General features: G+C 49.7%; 20 protein-coding genes. 2 read left to right on the plus strand and 18 right to left on the minus strand.

Annotated elements, in window-relative coordinates; genetic code table 11:
• Positions 1 to 30: 30 nt before the first annotated feature.
• The 18 genes from kynU to ACIFQN_RS21310 all read right to left on the minus strand — a co-directional run bounded on the left by kynU (position 31) and on the right by ACIFQN_RS21310 (position 13,951).
• Entirely contained in the window at positions 31 to 1,314 is a 1,284-nt protein-coding gene (kynU, locus tag ACIFQN_RS21225; RefSeq protein ID WP_429835029.1) for a kynureninase, read from the minus strand.
• Between the two features lie 26 nt (positions 1,315 to 1,340).
• The gene (locus ACIFQN_RS21230) at positions 1,341 to 1,589 is read right to left on the minus strand and encodes a 4-oxalocrotonate tautomerase (protein WP_429835102.1); all 249 of its coding nucleotides are present in this window, start codon (positions 1,587 to 1,589) and stop codon (positions 1,341 to 1,343) included.
• The gene (locus tag ACIFQN_RS21235; RefSeq protein WP_429835030.1) at positions 1,577 to 2,368 is read right to left on the minus strand and encodes a 2-keto-4-pentenoate hydratase; all 792 of its coding nucleotides are present in this window, start codon (positions 2,366 to 2,368) and stop codon (positions 1,577 to 1,579) included. The genes ACIFQN_RS21230 and ACIFQN_RS21235 overlap by 13 nt, the downstream gene beginning before the upstream one ends.
• Before the next feature lie 3 nt (positions 2,369 to 2,371).
• Positions 2,372 to 3,400 (minus strand): 4-hydroxy-2-oxovalerate aldolase, encoded by a 1,029-nt coding sequence (gene dmpG, locus ACIFQN_RS21240; protein WP_429835031.1) that lies wholly within the window; start codon positions 3,398 to 3,400, stop codon positions 2,372 to 2,374.
• On the minus strand, positions 3,384 to 4,286 hold the full coding sequence (locus tag ACIFQN_RS21245) for an acetaldehyde dehydrogenase (acetylating) (protein WP_429835032.1): 903 nt from the start codon (positions 4,284 to 4,286) through the stop codon (positions 3,384 to 3,386). Before ACIFQN_RS21245 ends, dmpG begins: the two co-directional genes overlap by 17 nt.
• A 14-nt stretch (positions 4,287 to 4,300) precedes the next feature.
• Complete coding sequence (locus tag ACIFQN_RS21250) at positions 4,301 to 5,080, minus strand: 2-keto-4-pentenoate hydratase (RefSeq protein WP_429835033.1); 780 nt, start codon at positions 5,078 to 5,080, stop codon at positions 4,301 to 4,303.
• Between the two features lie 31 nt (positions 5,081 to 5,111).
• The gene (locus ACIFQN_RS21255; RefSeq protein ID WP_429835034.1) at positions 5,112 to 6,563 is read right to left on the minus strand and encodes an aldehyde dehydrogenase; all 1,452 of its coding nucleotides are present in this window, start codon (positions 6,561 to 6,563) and stop codon (positions 5,112 to 5,114) included.
• A 14-nt stretch (positions 6,564 to 6,577) separates the two neighbouring features.
• Positions 6,578 to 7,057: a RidA family protein gene (locus ACIFQN_RS21260; protein WP_429835035.1), complete on the minus strand. Its 480-nt coding sequence runs from the start codon at positions 7,055 to 7,057 to the stop codon at positions 6,578 to 6,580.
• Complete coding sequence (locus ACIFQN_RS21265) at positions 7,054 to 8,052, minus strand: amidohydrolase family protein (protein ID WP_429835036.1); 999 nt, start codon at positions 8,050 to 8,052, stop codon at positions 7,054 to 7,056. Before ACIFQN_RS21265 ends, ACIFQN_RS21260 begins: the two co-directional genes overlap by 4 nt.
• Positions 8,037 to 8,576 carry a 3-hydroxyanthranilate 3,4-dioxygenase gene (locus tag ACIFQN_RS21270; RefSeq protein WP_429835037.1) on the minus strand — a complete coding sequence of 180 codons (540 nt, stop codon included), beginning with the start codon at positions 8,574 to 8,576 and terminating at the stop codon, positions 8,037 to 8,039. Before ACIFQN_RS21270 ends, ACIFQN_RS21265 begins: the two co-directional genes overlap by 16 nt.
• Positions 8,576 to 8,764: a hypothetical protein gene (locus ACIFQN_RS21275; protein ID WP_429835038.1), complete on the minus strand. Its 189-nt coding sequence runs from the start codon at positions 8,762 to 8,764 to the stop codon at positions 8,576 to 8,578. Before ACIFQN_RS21275 ends, ACIFQN_RS21270 begins: the two co-directional genes overlap by 1 nt.
• Positions 8,765 to 9,010: 246 nt before the next feature.
• A complete protein-coding gene (locus tag ACIFQN_RS21280; protein ID WP_429835039.1) occupies positions 9,011 to 9,775 on the minus strand; it encodes an IclR family transcriptional regulator in 765 nt (254 codons plus the stop codon).
• A gap of 182 nt (positions 9,776 to 9,957) precedes the next feature.
• Positions 9,958 to 10,317 carry a DUF1294 domain-containing protein gene (locus tag ACIFQN_RS21285; protein WP_429835040.1) on the minus strand — a complete coding sequence of 120 codons (360 nt, stop codon included), beginning with the start codon at positions 10,315 to 10,317 and terminating at the stop codon, positions 9,958 to 9,960.
• Positions 10,318 to 10,320: 3 nt separating this feature from the next.
• Positions 10,321 to 10,938, minus strand: coding sequence for a DedA family protein (locus tag ACIFQN_RS21290; protein ID WP_429835041.1), 618 nt, complete (start codon positions 10,936 to 10,938; stop codon positions 10,321 to 10,323).
• A gap of 169 nt (positions 10,939 to 11,107) precedes the next feature.
• The gene (locus tag ACIFQN_RS21295) at positions 11,108 to 11,320 is read right to left on the minus strand and encodes a DNA alkylation repair protein (RefSeq protein ID WP_429835042.1); all 213 of its coding nucleotides are present in this window, start codon (positions 11,318 to 11,320) and stop codon (positions 11,108 to 11,110) included.
• Entirely contained in the window at positions 11,269 to 11,448 is a 180-nt protein-coding gene (locus ACIFQN_RS21300) for a DNA alkylation repair protein (RefSeq protein ID WP_429835043.1), read from the minus strand. The genes ACIFQN_RS21295 and ACIFQN_RS21300 overlap by 52 nt, the downstream gene beginning before the upstream one ends.
• A gap of 91 nt (positions 11,449 to 11,539) precedes the next feature.
• On the minus strand, positions 11,540 to 13,318 hold the full coding sequence (locus ACIFQN_RS21305) for a B12-binding domain-containing radical SAM protein (protein WP_429835044.1): 1,779 nt from the start codon (positions 13,316 to 13,318) through the stop codon (positions 11,540 to 11,542).
• 126 nt (positions 13,319 to 13,444) lie between these two features.
• Positions 13,445 to 13,951 carry a MogA/MoaB family molybdenum cofactor biosynthesis protein gene (locus tag ACIFQN_RS21310; RefSeq protein WP_429835045.1) on the minus strand — a complete coding sequence of 169 codons (507 nt, stop codon included), beginning with the start codon at positions 13,949 to 13,951 and terminating at the stop codon, positions 13,445 to 13,447.
• 175 nt (positions 13,952 to 14,126) lie between these two features.
• Between ACIFQN_RS21310 and ACIFQN_RS21315 the strand changes: the two genes are divergently transcribed.
• Positions 14,127 to 15,569 carry a PLP-dependent aminotransferase family protein gene (locus tag ACIFQN_RS21315; protein ID WP_429835046.1) on the plus strand — a complete coding sequence of 481 codons (1,443 nt, stop codon included), beginning with the start codon at positions 14,127 to 14,129 and terminating at the stop codon, positions 15,567 to 15,569.
• A gap of 88 nt (positions 15,570 to 15,657) precedes the next feature.
• Positions 15,658 to 17,004, plus strand: a complete 1,347-nt coding sequence (locus tag ACIFQN_RS21320) for a TrkH family potassium uptake protein (RefSeq protein ID WP_429835047.1) — start codon at positions 15,658 to 15,660, stop codon at positions 17,002 to 17,004.
• Positions 17,005 to 17,084 lie beyond the last annotated feature (80 nt).

Raw genomic sequence — 17,084 nt, forward strand, 5'->3', positions numbered from 1 at the left:
ACACATGCACTCGCTCCTTTGGTCAAGCGATTAGGCTACAACCCCACGCTTGTTTTCAAATTTTTCGTAGCGCTTTTCTTGCATAATGGTTTTTAATATTTGCACACTTTCCCATACCTCGGTGTATGTCGTGTAGAACGCAACCGGAGCCAACCGAATGATGTTAGGAGCGCGGAAGTCAGGAATGATTCCAGCTTCTTTTAATGCCTTGCAAATACGTACTGCTTCTTCGTGTTCCAGACTCACATGACCACCACGACGCTCATCCTCCTGCGGATTCGCAATCACAAATCCCATCCCTGCCAGCTCGGCCTCGATCAAATCCATCATGTAGCGAGTCAGGTTCAGCGACTTCTCACGGAGCTTTTCCACGGACACCTCTTGGAACATTTCCAGCGAGCCGACCAAAGGCGCAAGACTGAACATATGCGGAGTCCCTGTCTGGTAAGCACCTGCCGTCTCGCAAACATCCAGTGTGTGTTCCATGTCAAATTGCTTATCTTTCTTGGAGCTGTACCACCCCGCCAACCCCGGAGTTCTTCCGAAATGTTTGCGATTCACATAAATGCTGCCTACTCCTCCTGGACCAGCATTTACGTATTTGTAGTTGCACCAGTAAGCAAAATCCACTTCCCATTTACTGAAATAATGCGGGATCGCCCCTACTGAATGGCAACCGTCAAAACCGATTAAAATCCCTCTTTCATGTGCAGCCATGGTCAAACGCTCGATATCCAGCAGTTGACCGCTACGGTAGAGTACGGTTGGAAGCACGACGAGTGCCACTTCATCCGACATCGCAGCAATGATGTCTTCCTCTTCTATCAGGCGGCCATCTCGGCTGGCGACGCGAATCAAATGCTCTTCAGGATCCAGCCCATGGAGCTTGATTTGACTTTGCAGCGCGTAAATATCGGTCGGAAAGTCAAGATCCGTCGCGATGATTTTCGTTCGTTTCCCTTCTGGCTGATAAAAAGTGGCTGCCATTTGATGCAAATTGATCGTAGTAGAGCCTGTTACAATCACCTCCTCTGGAGTGGCCCCGACGAGAGATGCACTCATCTCTCCTAGTTTCTCAGAAAGGAAAAACCATGGATGCTTCCCTGTTGTCCATCCTTCGATACCGAGCTCTTTCCAAGACTGCATCATTTCAAACAAGCTTTTTTCGGCTCGCTTGGACATCAGACCTAGCGAGTTTCCATCCAGATACATGCTCGGCAACAAGTAAAACTCTTCACGGTATTTTGCCAGTTCGTCCTGCGCATCCAGCTGCTCGGCGTAGCTTTTGGTAAGTGGAATGAATGATTGAGACATAGTTATCTCCTTGGAGATTCCGTGACTTAACGGGTTTGCTCTTCTTTGGTGATTCCCCCCACACCCCAGTGGGAGAGGGGAATCTCTGTTACCAGTACGCGCACTTGCTCAGGCTTGACCTCCAAGCTGGCCGTGATTGCACTGGTAACGCCCTCAATCAATTGTTTGATCTGCTCTTTTTCTCTGCCTTCCAAGATGGAAACTTGAACAATTGGCATACTAGCACCTCTTCCATAACAACATTTACCGATGCGTTGCCTTTTTACCCTTGGCAGCCAAAGGAAACACTGCCCATTCCATCGACGGTTACTTGAACAACATCCCCTGGCTCAAAAGCGATCGCTTCTGTAATGGCCCCGCTCAGAACGATCTGGCCTTTTTTCAGCCCCAGACCTTTTTCCCCCAGTTTATTTACCGCCCACGCCATGGAAGCCGCTGGATGACCGAGTACGGCAGCTCCTGAGCCCGTCGTCTGAATGATCCCGTTTTTGGTCATGACAACGCCGGTTAATGCGAGGTCGAACTCATCTGGCGCTACCCATTTGCTCCCCACGACAAAGGCAGAGGAGGAGCAGTTGTCTGCAACGACATCAGGCAGCGTAAAGCGGAAGTTCTCGTAACGGCTGTCGATGATCTCAATTGCTGGTGCAACATATTTGGTTGCTCGCAGTACATCCTCAGCAGTAACATTTGTCCCTAGCAAATCGTCTCCCATCATAAATGCGATCTCCGGCTCAGCCTTTGGATGAATAAAACGGCTGTAAGCCAGCGGCTCCCATTCGAGAGCGAGCATCCCGTCAGTCAAGTACCCGTAAATAGCCTCGTGCACGCCCATCATTTGTTGCTTGGCTCTGCTGGTCAGCCCCAGCTTCAAGCCGATGCAGCGCTCTCCATCCTGCTCCTTGCGCTCAATCAACTGACGTTGAATCTCATACGCTGCCTCAATCGGGAGATCAGGATAACGAGAGGTGATCTTCTCCACCTCGCGACGATCCCTCTCAGCTGAAAGCAAAAAGTCGACCAGTTCCTTTTGTACTTCCTGTGTTATCGCCATCTGTCATACCCCCGCTCTTTGGACCTGGGCCAGCTCGGCTGCCACGTCGATAATCATGTCTTCTTGTCCACCGACCGCTTTCCGTCTGCCTACTTCTAGCAAAATGTCTCTGGAATCAATCCCGAAACGTTTGCCTGCACGCTCTGCATGGAGAAGGAAGCTGGAATATACTCCGGCATAGCCCATGACAAGACTGCCTTTGTTGATTTCCTGCGCCTGTGGCAGGATCGGACCTACGATGTCTTCAGCGACATCCATCATTTTGTAGAGGTCGATACCGAGCTGTATGTCCATTCGATCCAGGACAGCAATCAATACCTCTGTCTGCGCATTGCCGGCTCCCGCCCCCAGACAACGCATGCTGCCATCAATTCGGGTTGCACCCTCATCAATCGCTACGAGCGTATTGGCAACGGCTACGGATAAATTGTTATGGGCATGAAACCCGATTTCGATATCGAGACCCTGACGCAGCGCACGGATACGCTCGCGCACTTGATCCGGCAGCAAGGCTCCAGCCGAATCCGTTACGTAAACAGCTTCTGCTCCATAGCTTTGCATCAGTTTGGCCTGCTCCACCAGCTTTTCGACTGGCGCTGAGTGTGCCATCATCAGGAAGCCACAGACTTCCATACCGAGCTCGCGCGCCATATGGATGTGCTGGGCTGAAACATCAGCCTCTGTCACGTGCGTCGCTACCCTGACGAGTCCTGCTCCCAGCCTCCTCGCTTGTTTCAATTCGTGAACGGTTCCGACTCCCGGAATCAGGAGCACAGCTACCTTTGCCTGCGTGCAAGCTGCGACTGCCGCTTCAATCAATTCCATTTCATTAACACGGGAGCGTCCATATTGAATGGTCGAGCCGCCTAATCCGTCTCCGTGACTGACTTCAATGTAGTGCACACCTGCATCATCGAGGCCTTTTGCAATAGACTGCACTTGCTGCGTAGTGAATTGGTGAGCTACGACGTGACTGCCGTCGCGTAAGCAAACCTCTGTAATTTTGATTGGTTGATCACTTTTCCGTTCCAAGGCTTACTCCTCTCCCATCCAATAGATGACGAGCGACTTCTTCTCCCACTCGCATAGCCGCAGCCGTCATGATGTCTAAATTGCCTGCATATGGAGGGAAGTAATCTCCCGCTCCCTCTATTTCGAGGAACACTGTCACCCGGTTCTCTTCGAACAGCGGCTCCTGCTTGAGGTGATAGCCGGGTACATACTCGCGAACCTGCTGGGCGATGTCCAAAATGGACCTGCGGATAGCGGCTTCATCCATCTGTGTCACTTCACAATAAATGGTGTCCCGCATCAGGATTGGCGGCTCGGCAGGGTTCAGGATGATGATTGCTTTGCCTTGATCTGCTCCACCCACCTGTTCCAGCGCCTGGCGAGTCGTCATCGTAAACTCATCAATGTTCGCACGCGTGCCAGGTCCAGCACTTTTACTTGCAATCGTTGCAACAATTTCTGCGTAGCTGACATTCGCTACTCGATTAATCGCATACACAATTGGGATGGTAGCCTGCCCACCGCATGTAATCATGTTCACATTGGTCGTTTCCTTCTCCAACTGCTCCTTGAGGTTAACGACCGGACAGACAAATGGACCACGTGCCGCCAGGGTCAGATCGATGGCTCTTATGCCCAGTTCTTTTAACACTTTTGCATGGCGAACGTGGGCTTTCGCAGAGGTAGCATCAAATACGATTTCTGCCAGATCCGGCTGGTTGACAATCGCATCGATCCCGTTTGCAAACACAGGATATCCCTTGTCTTTTGCCCGCTGCAAGCCATCAGAATCCGGATCAATCCCGATAACGGCTGCGATCTCGATTACGCTGCTTCTCTCTAACTTGTACATCAGATCGGTTCCGATGTTCCCTGATCCTAAGATGGCAGCCTTGATTTTCTTCACAGTAAGTCTCCTCTCTACCGAAACGTCACGGAAACGGACCCCAATGACCCGAAACTGGCTGTGACAGAATCTCCCTCTCCGACTGCTACGGCAGCGCTTAGAGCACCTGGCAAAATCAATTCGCCTGCTTTCAGACCGATCCCAAATTCATGCAGCTTGTTCGCCAGCCAGGCTACCGCATGCGCTGGATGACCCAATGCCGCTGCTCCGGCCCCTGTACCAACTTCTTCTTCATTTTTGTACAATGCCATCCCTACGCTTCTCAGATCGAGACCCTCCAAGCGGGTCCGCTGATCGCCAACGACAACAAGTGCTGAAGAACCGTTGTCTGCTACTGTATCGACCAGCTTTATTTTCCAGTCAGCGATGCGACTGTCAATGATCTCGAGCGTCGGCACCACGTATTCGGTTGCCATCAACACATCCAGGTAGTTGATATTTGGGCCAACCAGATCGGCCCCGAGTACGAAACCGATCTCCGCTTCCACCTTGGGCAGCAATAGTCTGTCGACATGTACAATGCCGTTGTTTTTCACTACCATGTCATCCAGCAAATGCCCGTAGTCAGGCTCGTCGACACCCAGCATCCGCTGCATGGCCAAACTGGTCAAGCCTACTTTTTTACCGATGATCGCTCTGCCGCTGTCCAGCTTTTTCTCTAAAACTTTGAGCTGAATGCGATAAGCATCCGCCGCTTCCAATCCTTCGTAGCGCTCCGTAATAGGCGCCACTGGCTGGCGGCTCATTTCTGCCGCCAACAGCTCTTGTGCAATGGTTTCGATTATGTGTTCCATGTCATGTCCACCTTTCGCTTCCGTGCTGCAATTACAGCTTCATCGTCACTGTTTTGGCTTCTGTATAAAACTCAAAGCTGTGACGACCGCCTTCGCGACCAATTCCGCTTGCTTTTGAGCCGCCAAATGGGGTACGCAGATCACGCACATACCAGCAGTTAACCCAGAGCAAGCCGGAATGGATGCCTGCCGCTACGCGATGGGCACGTCGCAAATCGTTTGTCCATACCACGCCAGCAAGACCGTAAATAGAGTCATTGGCGATTCGGATGGCATCCTCTTCTGTTTTGAACGGGATGACCACCAGCACCGGACCAAAAATCTCCTCCTGGGCCACCCTCATTTTGTTATCGACGTCATACAGAACGGTCGGCTCGTAGTAATTGCCCCTATCCAGCCCTGCTACACGCGATCCGCCATACGCCAGCTTCGCTCCCTCGGACAACCCGATTTCCACATACTGCTCGACCGTCTCCAGATGGCTTTTTGACACGAGTGCGCCCATGTCTGTCGCCTCATCCAGCGGATCTCCAACCTTGATCTTTTGTACAGCGGCCACAAACTTTTCGAGGAATTTCTCATACACCGACTCCTGCACCAACAGCCGCGAACCCGCCAGGCAAATTTCTCCCTGATTGCGGAAAATGGCTTCCACCGAGCCTTTTACTGCTTCATCCAGATCGGCATCCTCAAAGACGATATTCGCGGACTTTCCGCCCAGCTCAAGCGATACTGGTATTAATTCCGAAGCCGCATTCCGCATAATCGTTTTGCCTGTGGTCGTCTCTCCTACAAACGAAATGCGTCGTACGTGCGGATGGGTGGTCATCGCGGTCCCAACAGTCCCTCCAGGACCAGTCAAAATATTCAGAACACCTGGAGGCATACCGGCTTCATTGGCGATTTCCCCCAGCATGAGAGCAGAAAGCGGTGTGTAGGAAGCCGGCTTCACGACGACCGTATTCCCTGCAGCCAATGCAGCTGATGCTTTCCAGGTCATCTGCATAAATGGCAGGTTCCACGGAATGATCAGGCTGGTAACGCCTGCTGGTGCGTATTTGGCGTACGACATGTAGTTTCCTTTGTCGTAGTTTTCATGATTCACATATTTGGCCATCTCGGCAAAGAAGCGCAGGTTTTGGGCCGCACGCGGAATGTCAAAGCCGAGGCTTTCCTTGATCGGCTTGCCCACATCCATCGTCTCCAGAGTCGCCAGCTCGTCTACACGCGCAAGAACCAGATCAGACATGCGGCACAAGATTTCAGAGCGCTCTTCCACTGACTTCTTACTCCAAACTCCGCTTTCAAAAGTGGCCTGCGCGATCTCAATCGTTTTGTTGGTATCACGCTCATCAGCGCAGGCTACCGATGCGAGCTTTTCGTTCGTAGCCGGATTGATCGTGTCAAACGTATCGCCAGACATCGCGTCTACATATTCTCCATTGATAAACAGTTTGGCATCTTTTAGTTGAATGCTGTTCATGTTTCCCCTCCTGCCTACTCCTCGATCTCCAGAACCATCTCTATTTCTACTGCTGTATTATTCGGGAGCTGTGCCATCCCAACCGCAGAACGACCATGCTTACCCTTCTCTTTGAAAACAGCAACCAATAAATCGGAAGCTCCGTTCATGACTTTTGGTTGATCCGTAAAATCTTCTGTCGAATTGACAAATCCCAAAATTTTGACAATTTTCTTCACTTTGCCGAGATCACCAATTTCTGCTTTTACTGCTGCAAGCAGATTGAGCATCGATTGACGGGAAGCCAAATACCCCTCCTCAAGCGTGAGATCACGCCCCAGCTTCCCTTTGTACTGATCGACACCCTGTCCTGCTGTAAACAGGAGATTGCCAGTACGTACACTGGCTACATAGTTGCCAACAGGGGTGCGAAGCTCTGGGAGCGCTAGCCCAAGTGCTTCCAAATTTTGTTCAGGTGTTTGTAATTGTTCTGCCACACCAAAGTCTCCTTTCATCGCGGAACTTTCAGGAATTCCAGGGCATTGCCTCCAAGCATCGCGCTCTTCTGCTCTTCTGTTAGTCCAGGAGTATCATAGATGACTTTTCCTGGTGGAAGCTCGCGGAGCAAAAACGGGTAATCCGTACCCATCACGATCTTTTCATGACCGAATCGCTCAATCAAAAGCTTGATGTTATGCGGCTCGTAATTCAGCGAATCGAAGTAAAAGTTTTTCGCATAGTGGCTAGGCGGATGTTCCGTCACACGCAGGTGGGGCCAAACTTTCCAGCCTTGATCGAGACGAGGCAAAATGTAAGGGAATGAACCTCCGCCATGTGCAAAGCACACTTTCAACCCCGGAAACTTCTCCATCACGCCACCGCCGACCAGACTCGCTGCCGCAAGTGCTGTTTCGCTCGGCATCCCGACGGTATACATGAAGTTGTGACGGGGCATTCGCTCCCGGCCAAGCGTCTCCCACGGATGGACGAACAATGGCACGTCCCACTTCTCGCACATTTCGAAAAACGGAAGGAAAGCTGGATCGTCCAAATTTAAACCATTGATGTTCGAACCGATCTCGATTCCTTTCAACCCAAGCCCGTGCATGCAGCGATCCATTTCCCGAATAGAGCTCTCCACGTCCTGGAGCGGAACGGTTCCAAGTCCAATAAAGCGATCAGGATACATGCGCACAGTATCTGCGATAAAGTCATTTTGCAGACGAGCCATCGCTTCAGCCGCTGCAGCAGGCGCCCAGTACGAAAAAGTCACAGGAATCGGTGAGAGGACCTGGATATCTACACCTTCCGCTATCATGTCCTCGATCCGCTTTTTCGGGTCCCAGCACTGATCCGTAATTTCACGGAACAGCTTTCCGCCTACCATGATATTGGCACCGCAGGAGCAGGTTGGTTGAAGAACAGGCCAACGATCGCCTCCATACTTTTTAGAAAAATCAGGCAAATCAGCCGGAATGATGTGTGTATGAAAATCTACTCTGGTTGCCATTCTTTCACTTCCTCTGCCATTACATGTCCGCAATTTTTGCAGGTGCGCAAATCGCTACTGCTGTTAAACGTGTGGATCGCTTCTTTCACTTGTAATTCGATGTCTGTCAATTGAACTCGTGTGCGGTGCATTTCGTGATCGCATTGATCGCAGAACCAGACGAAATCCTCCAGCTCGCCGTGATCCCGATTGCGCTCAATGACAAGTCCAATCGTATCTGCTACACGGTGAGGGGAGTGTGGTACGTTTGCAGGTAAAAGGAACATCTCGCCTTCGCGAACCGTGATGACTTCCCGCTTGCCTTCTGCATTAATGATTTCCACATAGCAATCGCCTTTTAGCTGATAAAAAATCTCTTCCGAAGGGTCTACGTGGAAATCCCGACGCTTGTTCGGACCGCCCAGTACCATCATCATCAGCTCTGCATCTTTCCATACGACTTTATTGTTGACAGGCGGTTTCAGACTGTCCTTGTTCTCATCAATAAATTTCCAGATATTAATTGGGCTCACGATGGTGCTCATTAGACGACACTCTCCTTTAACCGTTCGTCGGTTTCCATTTTTTTCGAATCAAAGCTTCCGTATTTCTCTTGAATGAAGGTGAGCGCTACTGCTCCCAGCAAGCACGGAACGGCGAAAACGAGGAAGTTACTTTGCAGGGGCAGACTTAGCGATAACAAAAATCCGCCCAAAGTGGTACCGAGAATCACACCGATCCGACCGATTCTAAAGTGACCAGCCGATGCCGGTAGAACGCATTTCCTCCGGGTAAAATTCGGTGATGTAAGGATTGGCGAGGTTCAGGTCAGCGAAATATAAAATTTCTTTTTAATCTGTTGCAGGTAGTTTGGGCATGGTCGGCGAATGGTAGTATCCTGACTTCCCTCCGTGGTGTTTTCGGGTTGGCCGCTTGAAAACCGTTCCCTACAGGGGGTGAAGTCTTTTTTTTGCGTCCATCAGCCTCGATAACCAAACCGTTTGGAAACCGCTTGTGCCGCAAGTTTCACTTCGCTGATGAACGTTGTCATTTTTTCATCGGAGAATCGATGCTTGGGACCAGCGCAACTAATAGAAGCGATTACTTTGCCCTCATGGTTAAAAATAGGTGCTGCCACACATTTCAATCCGATTTCGATCTCTTCATCGTCGATCGCGTACCCTTGCTCCCGAATTTTTTTAAGCTCCTCTTTGATGGCTTCCGGGTCAATCAAAGTTAAGGGAGTAAACGCTTTCAATTCGACTTCGTTCAATACACGCTCCACCGTTTCCTCGTCCAAAAAGGCAAATATCGCCTTCCCAACTCCGGTGCAGTACAGCGGTGCACGTTTTCCCAGCATCGAGTACATGCGAAGCGATCCGGGTCCTTCTACTTTTTCCACGTATACAACCTCGTCTTTGTCCTGGACAACCAAATGGACAGTCTCTTGCAAGGTTGCGACCAGATCTTGAATGATCGGATACGCGAGATTCCGCATTTCCATTCCGCTGCCCACCAGATTTCCCAACTCGAACAGGCGAAGGCCCAATTTGTATTTTTGATCGGTTGGTTTTTGTTCGAGGTATCCTCTGTTCTCCAATGTTTTGATCAATCCATGAACTGTGCTTTTGGATAGTTGGAGTCGGTCACTGATTTCTTTGACACTTAGTTCATTCTCGGTGAGTGAAAATAACTCCAAAATATCAACAGCTCGGTCCACCGATTGAATAAATCGCTCGCTCATGATCCCTCCTTTCCGTTCGACATTGACGAACGGCGTTCGATAATATTGATTACATTTCTTATTATAGGTGTACTATTCCGACAGCGCAACATACAATTTAGAGTTTTCTGTCATTTATCGTTCTTTCACAACAAAAAAAATCTCGCGTCAATCCTTGCTCGACACGAGATTCTTCTATGTACTTACCTGCTATTCATCCAGATGAGTAGTAATACTTGCAAGATACAGAATACGGGAATCAAAAGGAGAAAGGAAGTGTGCTTTGTCTTGTGGCGATAGACGAGCATGCCAGCAAGTGCACCGATCCCCCCTCCCAGAAAAGCAACAATAAAGAGGCTGGCTTCTGGAATGCGGAAGCTTCTTCTAGGTGCGAGGCGCTTGTCTGCTTTCATCAAATACCACGCATATCCATTCAGCAGCAATCCTCCAGCAGCTAGTAGCCAAAGTGCGGATTGGGCATAACCTCCCAAGAGAAGCACCCACCCAATGGCGAGAAGCAGATTTCGATTACGTCTATGGAGCGCCAATTGTCGATGGAACATCACTTATTCTCCTTTTGCCCGGAAAGTCCGATTCCCCAGAACGACTTTACGTACGATTAAACCTACTGCGACCACAACGACAAGGACGAGCAAGGCGTAAAAGCCGTACTTTCGAATCATCCCGATAATCGTTTCTACGTTGTTCCCAAAGACGTATCCGAGAAAGTAAAAAGCAATCGTCCATACTAAGCCGATTGGATAAGACAGCAAGGCGTACCGGCGATAGGTCATTCCACCTAATGCAACCAGATAGGGCACCACGTGACGGACTACGGGAAACAGATAGCTGATGCACAGGGCAGTGGTTCCGTATTTTTCCAGCAAAACCGTAGAGCGCTCTACGGCATGCCTCATCTTCTCACTTTTGGAAAGCCATTGTAAAATGGGCCTTCCGAAATATTTTCCAAGCAAAAATCCGATCGTAAGTCCAGAAGCAACACCCAGATACCCCGCCAAAAAGGAGTAGAATGGATCTAACAGTCCAATAGATACCAAAAATCCCCCGGTAGCGACGACCAGCTCGTCAGGGATCGGTAGCCCCACGATTCCCAGCCACAAAAGAAAAAAGATGGCCAAGTAACCGTATTGCTCTATGATTGACATCAGCAGGTTGATTTCCATCAGGCAAAATCCCCTATCTTCGCCACTTTGCAGCCTTTTCTCAGATGACAGGCAGCGGCTTCTTGCGATATATGACTCTTAGTAATACGTACGAACCCTCCAAAAAGCTACTTGTCTATTTTGCAATAGAAGCGCTATTTTTATCAAGCTAGAAATCGCCTAGCTGGCTTCAGGCAAAATACTTGAGTGCTTCTCGCTTGCTAAGATTCGCTAGTGGAGTCATTTCTACAAAGTCATGTACCGCTTTGGAATTTGTCTTGGCATATTCCCGCAAAGACCAGCCAATCGCCTTCTGGATAAAAAACTCCTTGGATGGTGCACATGCCCGAATCAAGGAAAAAAGGAGCTCTTGATCCGTCCTGTCCTTATAGGCAGCTCCCATAACTGAAGCACAGCCTGCTCCCAGTTCTGTGGCACCCCCTGTTCGTTAAACAGCTGCTTGCTCAGTTCTTTTCGAAAGGGGGACTTGATTCCCAAAAAGGGGAAGTGATTCTTCATATACTTCTCCATAGGGCCAGCCACATCAGCATTGGCATGAGTCTAAAACAACTGCACGGCTGCATCTGTAAACGTGCTGGACATCCTGTTCCCCCCATCTCTATTAGCCTGCTACATTTACACTTTTATCCACGACTGTAAACGCATTTTGCATTTCATCCTTGTATGGATAATATACGACGAGTGTAAAATCACCTTCGATGACTTCCCCTGTTTTCAGCCAGGTCTCAATGTCGAATGTAACCTTTGCCGCCAGCGTATGCTTGAAGTAATCCTTTTCCACAGAGGCATGCTGTGCGAAATCCTCACGCAGACGATCCCGCTGTTCATATACAGTCGAAAACGTCTCCTGCATTTCTTCCTTTTCCATGACATCCTCCCACCACAGCTTACGCGGGCGATGCTTTTGATTGCGCAGAAAATCAAATTTCATCAGGCTGACAACATGCTCAAGTCCCTCCACCTGCTGAGCCTGCAAAAAGCGCTGAAGACGGATAAACAAATCTTCAAGCTGATGCCCGATTCGATTCCAATCCTGCTTTTCCCAGTAATCTCCGAACGATTGGAAGAAATCAAATGGCGTTTCGAATTGGTGGGCCAAAATCCATTCGAGTGTATGGTCCATGCGATGGGCATTCCAGTATTTTTCCAGGACATCCTCAACTCTTTTAATCTTTTGCATGTCCCCAAACGACAGGACGTTGTTACCCAAAATTTCATAAGGGGCTTCGTCCATAAATACATAGCCATGGTTCGCCGCTCTTGCCCGAACACCAGTCCCGCGCAGCATTTTCAAAAATCCGAGCTGCAGCTCTTCCGGACGCAGGGCAAACACATCATTAAAGGTTTTGCGGAAGGAATGGTAATCTTCCTCCGGCAAGCCTGCGATCAAGTCCAAATGCTGATCAATTTTCTTGGATTCCTTGATCTGCGTAACCGTTCTAGAGAGTCGGTCAAAGCGCTGGATACGCTGCACGAGTCGGTTCGTCTCGTCGTTGGTCGACTGAACCCCAATTTCAAACCGGAACACGCCCGCAGGTGCATTTTCAGTCAGGAAATCCAGGACGTCGGCACGTAAAATGTCAGCCGTAATTTCAAACTGAAAAACCGTCCCGTTGTGGTTATCAATCAAGAATTGAAAGATTTCCAGCGCGTATTTTTTATTAATATTAAATGTACGGTCAACGAATTTAATCGTTTTGACACCATGGTTAATCAAGCGGAGCAACTCTTCTTTTACCCGTTCGAGGCTAAAATAGCGTACACCATCCTCAATGGAGGACAGGCAGTATTGGCATTTAAACGGGCAGCCGCGCGATGCCTCAAAATAGACGACACGGTTGTTCAACTCGTCCAGATGATCCACGTACGGGGACGGGATACTGTCCATCTCCTCAATTTGGGCACGGGGCATCGAAAAGCGCACATATTCTTCTTCGCGATAGGCGATTCCAGCCACATCACGCAGACGCGGAGGCTGTCCTGTTTCCATAGCTTCCTGATACACCTGAAGCAGTTCTAAAAAGGTCTGCTCCCCTTCTCCGATCGCGATCACATCAATCTCCGGATGCTTTTTCATCCAATAATCCGCATCGTACGTGACTTCAGGGCCGCCGAGGATAACCGGCAAGTCCGGGCACACCTTCTTCAGGCTCTTAATCACGTCCAGCGTCTCGCGTATGTTCCAGATATAACAGGAAAAAGCTACGACATCCGGTTGTCTTTTGTAAATATCGGCAACAACGTTCAGCGTTACATCGTTAATCGTATATTCGACCAATTCAATGGAAGGAAACGACGACTGGGTGTAGCTGCGCAAATAGCGCAATGCCAGAGACGAGTGAATAAATTTGGCGTTTAGCGTAGATAGTAAGATCTTCATGTTTGGTTCTACTCTCCTTGCACTTTTCGGCAAGAAAAACCATCTCTCGCAGGATGGTTTTTCGTATGACCGACAGATTCCTTTCGTAACAGTACCATACGTAGTAAGAAAACAGCAAATCCCGTCCTAGCGATTTAATTCCCGAACGACATGTCCTAGCTCTGGGACAATCAGCCTGTTCATTGCCAATCGGACGGCCCCTGTGGAACCAGGTGTAGAAAAGATCATTTTCCCCTGGCGCACACCCGCAATGGCTCGGCTCAGCATCGCAGCAGAACCGATATCCTCTGTAAAGCTCAGCATTCGGAATAGTTCACCGAAGCCGGGCATCTCTTTATCGAGTAGACCTGAGACGGCTTCAAACGTGTTATCTCTAGGCGATATGCCGGTCCCTCCATTTAAGAGAATCACCTGAACATCCTTGTGGGCAATCCCTGCCTCGATGGCCGCGATCACCTCTAGAGGCTCGTCCTTTACAATTCGATACAACGCAACCTCATGCTTTGCCTCTATTAGTAGCTGCTTCATTAACTGCCCGCTCTTATCTGTCTCTTCTGTTCGCGTATCCGAAACTGTAATCACCATGCAGGTTACCTGTTTGGGCGACAGTGCCTTATGCTCCTGGGTACTCATCTTCTCTTTTTCCTCCTGCTCCATTGGCTTGTCTTTTCATGATACCACGTTCTACTCGTTGATACCTTACGTTCGTCCCGCAGAAGAAATTATGCTCACCCTATACCCTAGTTGCTTCTCTTTCCTATATAATGCTGATGACTGCTATTTTTGATCGACAAGGAGGCGTGGCCGGATGTCAAACCGCCCTTTTTTCTCTTTTCACTTCCATAAACAATCCCACACGCCCATTTACGTACAGCTTGCGGAACAACTGCAAGCAGCTATCTTGCGTGGCGCCTTTCTCGTGGATGGACAACAGTTAATCTCGCTTCGTGACATGAAGACTGTCAGTGGCTGCTCACTGGAAACGGTAAAAAAGGCTTATGATCATCTCGCCTTGGAGGGCTGGCTGGAAGCCGTGCATGGCAAGGGCTACTACCTGACACAGCAAGCAAAGGAAGCGCGTCTGGAAAATCGTCTGCCCCTCACGGATATCCCGATTGCCTCGCTCGCCGACTCTTCTCCACGCCCTGGCGAAGAACTCGTCAAACGCTTGCGCGGCGCCTTTTACGAAAGCCTGACTGTCCTGGACGAACCATCCGCGCAAAAGAAAGTCAGACGGGCAAACGCTGCAAAAGTATTCGCTGATCACCTCAGTCGCCGTGGTCTCCCGCATTCACCGGAACGGCTGCTTCTGTTTAACCGAAGCACCAGCGGCTTTGCCTTTCTCGCCCAACGCATCATGAATCCCCGCGATGTCGTCTATGTTGAGGAATACAGCTACCCTGTATTTCTGCGCTTGCTGAGCCAGTGCGGGATTACGGTGCGTCCGATCAAGCTTGATGAAGAGGGGGTTTCGATCCAGGCCCTTGATCGTGAGCAGGAGCATTATCCTGCCAACTGGCTTTTGATCAATCCGCATTATCACTTCCCAACAGGCATCAGCTATTCGGAAAAACGCAAGGAAGAATTACTTGCTTGGGCAAAGCTGCATAATGTCCGACTCGTGGAAAACGACCATTACGGGGACCTGTGGTTTGAACAGCCGAGCCACCCTATCTACCAATTGGCACGAGAAAAGGAAAGCTCTGTCGAAGTTTACTATTTGCATTCTTTATCAAAAACATTGGCACGTGATCTGCAGCTAGGTGTCTTGATGCTGCCCTCAGACTTAAACGAAGATGAACTGGAGCGTTATCGCCAGATCGTTTCCATGACCGGCGCGGAGCCATCACTGCTCGTGGTGGAGGCTGCTGTCCACCTGCTCGATGATCCGTGGTTCTCCGAGGTGTATCTCGCGGACAGACGCACCTTGTTCCACTCGCGCTTTCTGCGTCTATGGCAGGAAAAACGACAAGCTCTTCCTGCCGATGCACACATGTATCCGATCTCTGGCGGATTAAACACATGGATTGAATGGGGGACACCTACTGCCAAAGCTGCGGAACTGGAGGAGCGGGTCGTAGCGATGCTGCGCGAAGAGGGCTTGGAACTGACAGGAGGCCACGCGTTTCGTGTAGCGGATGAACCAGCCGATACTGTGCGTCGTCCAGCTGTCCGCTTTCCGCTTGCTCCGATGGAGGAACGAGAGCTAAAGCATTGGCTTCGTCGGCTCGGCGCTGCACTCATCCGGTAATTTTATTCCGATAGTGTCATACTAAGGTACGGGCTGTAAGTTCTATGTAGAGAAAAGAGAATCGAAAAAAGTCGAGGTATAACCGAATATGATCAAACGAATCGTAGAGAAGCTTCATCTTGATCCCCCCAAAACGCTGGTGATTGGATTTGCTTTTATTATCCTACTTGGGACTACGCTTTTAACGCTTCCTTCTGCGACAGTAAATGGACTTGGCCTACCTTGGCTGGATGCCTTGTTCACAGCCACCTCAGCCACCTGTGTCACTGGATTAGTCGTCGTCGATACAGGGACGACCTTTACCGTGTTTGGGCAGATCGTGATCCTGTCGCTCATTCAGGTCGGCGGTCTCGGTTTTATGACAGTGGCCACCTTTTTTGCCTTGATCATGCGCAAAAAAATCTCCTTGCGCGAGCGGCTCATCCTTCAAGAATCGTTGAATCATATGGCGATGGAAGGTGTCGTCCGTCTAGCCAAAATGATTCTGATTTTTACCGCGGCAGCCGAGTTCATTGGGGGCGTTCTGCTCTCCATTCGCTTTGCGTTTGACTTCCCTCTCAGCACGGCTATTTACCTCGGCTTTTTTCATGCGATCTCCAATTTCAATAATGCAGGCTTTGATTTGATGGGCGACTTCTCTAGCCTGACTGCTTATGTGGATGATCCGCTCGTCACACTCGTCGTATGCGCCTTGATTATCGTCGGCGGGATCGGCTTCATTGTCGTGAGTGAAGTCTACGATTACCGCCGTACTCACCGTCTCTCTCTACATACCAAGGTAGTATTGGCAACTACAGCGATTCTGGTGGTAGCAGGTACGGTTCTTATCTTTCTTTTGGAATACACCAATCCTAAGACCTTGCAGCCTTTGTCGCTGTTAGGAAAAGTACTCGGCTCACTCTACCAGTCTGTTACTGCGCGTACGGCAGGCTCCAATACGCTGAGCATCGGCGACATGCACCAATCATCCTTGTTCCTCATCATCCTGTTGATGTTCATTGGTGCTTCTCCAGGATCGACCGGGGGCGGAATTAAAACAACTACGTTTGCCACCTTGATTGGCGCTGTCATTGCGCAGGTTAAAGGAAAAGAAGATGTGATCTTCTTCCGCCAGCGTATTTTACCGCACATGATCTACAAGTCCTTAACTGTGACCATGATCGGACTCTTTATCGTGATGGCGATGACGATGGCCTTGTCCATCACAGAGACTAAGGCAACCTTTCAGATGGTGCTGTTTGAGGTGACATCAGCCTTTGCGACTACTGGATTATCGATGGGCTTGACACCTGAGCTATCCCCGGTTGGAAAATGTCTGATCGTGCTAACCATGTTTGCTGGTCGGGTAGGCCCTTTGACCATCGCATTTGCCCTGGCCCAACGAAAACAAAAAGAATACTACCGCTACCCGAAAGGAAAGATTACGATCGGGTAAGGTCAAACATTAGAAAACTCGGCGATGCCTAGCCTTTAGGCGACAGCATAAATTCCTATCTGTACAAAAAAACCCTGCAA

It is taken from the genome of Brevibacillus sp. NRS-1366 (assembly GCF_050467985.1).